Here is a 2,562-nt window from a genome sequence, read left to right on the forward strand (position 1 = left end):
GGGTGATCTGCCGGCCCGGCACCGGCTGCACCTGCGCCAGGCCGGCGGCGATGCGCGCCGGCGCCACGTCCAGCGCCAGCGCCAGCGCGGCGGCGGCCAGGGCGTTCTGCAGGTTGTGCCGACCCGGCAGCGGCAGCGTCGCCTCGACGTCGCCGCGCGGGGTGGTCAGCACGAACTGGGTGCGGTCGGCGGCCATGCGGATCTGCGCGGCACCGACCTCGGCGCCCGGCTGCAGGCCGAAGCGCAGCACCTGCGGCCGCGCCTCGCCGATCGCCAGGCGCTGCTCGAACCACAGGCCGAAGGCGTCGTCGGCATTGATCACCGCGGTGCCGTCGGCCGGCAGCGCGGTGTAGATCGCGCCCTTGGTCTGCGCCACGCCGAGCAGGCTGCCCATGCGCTCCAGGTGCGCAGCGGCGATGTTGTTGACCAGCGACACCTGCGGCGGCGCAATGTCGGTGAGATAGGCGATGTCGCCCGGCTTGCCGGCGCCCATCTCGTAGATCGCGTAGTCGGCGTCGTCCGGCGCCTCGATCACCGCCAGCGGCAGGCCGATCTCGTTGTTGCGGTTGCCGGGATTGGCGTAGACGCTGCCGCCGTCGATGCGGCAGGCATGCTGCAGGATCGCCAGCAGCAGCGCCTTGACGCTGGTCTTGCCGTTGCTGCCGGTGATCGCGGCCACGCGGGTGGCACGGCCACGCTGCATGCCGGCGGCGATCCGCGCCAGCGCCAGCTGGGTGTCGGCGACGACGATCTGCGGCAGTTCGATCTGCGGCTGCACGCGCTCCACCAGCAGCGCGCTGGCGCCGCGCGCGGCGGCGTCGGCGACGAAGGCGTGGCCATCGAAACGCTCGCCGCGCAGCGCCACGTACAGGCTGCCGGCGGCCAGGCTGCGGGTGTCGTGACTGATCGCATCGATCGCCACGTCGTCGCCGTGCAGCTCGGCGCCGGCCCAGTGCGCGATCATCGACAACGGCAGGCGCTTCATCGGGTCGCCTCCGCCGCATGCGCGCGCAGGGCCTGCGCGGCGACTTCGGTGTCGTCGAACGGATGGCGCACGCCGACGATCTCCTGGTACGGCTCGTGGCCCTTGCCGGCGATCAGCACGATGTCGTCGGCGCCGGCGTCGGCGACCGCCATGGCGATCGCCTGCGCGCGGTCGCGCTGCACCTGCACCGCCTGCATGCCGTCGAAGCCGGCCAGGATGTCGGCGACGATACGGTCGCCGTCCTCGCCACGCGGGTTGTCGTCGGTGACCACCACGCGCTCGGCCAGGCGCTGCGCGATCGCCGCCATCTGCGGGCGCTTGCCGGTGTCGCGCTCGCCGCCGCAGCCGAACACGCAGGTGATGCGGCCCTGCGCGTGCGCGCGCAGGCTCTGCAGCGCCTGTTCCAGCGCGTCGGGCGTGTGTGCGTAGTCGACCACCACCAGCGGCTGCGCACCATCGCCGCCGAGCCGGTTCATGCGCCCGCGGATCGGCTGCAGCTGCGCCAGGGTGGCGGCGATGCGCACCGGCGCCACGTCCAGCGCGTGCAGCGCGCCGGCCACGGCCAGCAGGTTGTCGACGTTGAAACGGCCCAGCAACGGCGACTGCAGCGGATGCCGCTCCTCGCCGATCGCCAGGGTGAAGCCGATGCCGCGCGCGTCCAGGCGCAGCGCCTCGGCGCGCACCTGCGCGCCATCCTGGCCGCGCGAACTGACCGCGATGCGGCGCAGCGCCGGATCCAGCGTGCCCAGCAACTCGCGGCCGAACGCATCGTCCAGGTTGACCACCGCCGACTTCAGCCCCGGCGTGGCGAACAGGCGCGCCTTGGCGGCGCCGTAACTGGCCATGTCGCCGTGGTAGTCGAGATGGTCGCGGGTGAGATTGGTGAACACCGCCACGTCGAAATGCACCGCGTCCACGCGGCCCTGGTCGAGCGCGTGCGAGCTGACTTCCATCGCCACCGCCTGCGCGCCGGCGTCGCGCAGCTGCGCCAGCAGCGCGTGCAGCGGCAGCACCAGCGGCGTGGTGAAGCCGGTCGGCTGCACCTGCCCGTACAGGCCGGCGCCGAGCGTGCCGATGCTGCCGCTGCGCGTGCCCAGCAGGTGCCAGGCCTGCGCCAGCAGTTGCACGGTGGAGGTCTTGCCGTTGGTGCCGGTGACCCCGACCATGGTCATGGTCTGCGACGGATGGCCGTGGAACTGGTCGGCCATCGCGCCCATGCGCGCGCGCAGGCCCGGCACCGCGATCGCGTCGGCCGGCGCCGGCAGCTCGGCCGGGGCCGGCGGGTCGTACAGCACCGCGACTGCGCCGTTGGCGCGCGCCTGTTCGACGAAGCCCAGGCCATGCGCACCGAACCCGGCGATCGCCACGAAGGCATCGCCCGGGCGCACCGCGCGGCTGTCCATGACCAGCCCGGACACCTGCACGTCGTGCGGCAGCGCCACACCGGGCAACAGTTGCGACAGCGACATCGCGCGGGTCACTGGCGGGTCTCCTGCAGCGGAGCCGGCAACGCGGCCGGCGCCGGCGGCGCCACCGCGCGCGCGCTGGGCAGCGCGGCATCGACTTCGGCGGCGGCG

At 73.8% G+C, this 2,562-nt stretch carries 2 protein-coding genes; both read right to left on the reverse strand.

Annotation, left to right across the window (positions count from 1 at the left end):
* Positions 1-985, reverse strand: a 985-nt coding sequence (gene murF, locus D588_RS0123425) for a UDP-N-acetylmuramoyl-tripeptide--D-alanyl-D-alanine ligase (RefSeq protein ID WP_017917726.1), incomplete at its 3' end; no start/stop codon positions are given.
* On the reverse strand, positions 982-2,454 hold the full coding sequence (locus tag D588_RS0123430; RefSeq protein WP_198526799.1) for a UDP-N-acetylmuramoyl-L-alanyl-D-glutamate--2,6-diaminopimelate ligase: 1,473 nt from the start codon (positions 2,452-2,454) through the stop codon (positions 982-984). The genes murF and D588_RS0123430, both read right to left, overlap by 4 nt.
* Positions 2,455-2,562: the final 108 nt, after the last annotated feature.

It is taken from the genome of Xanthomonas sp. SHU 308 (assembly GCF_000364645.1).
Lineage (GTDB): Bacteria > Pseudomonadota > Gammaproteobacteria > Xanthomonadales > Xanthomonadaceae > Xanthomonas_A > Xanthomonas_A sontii.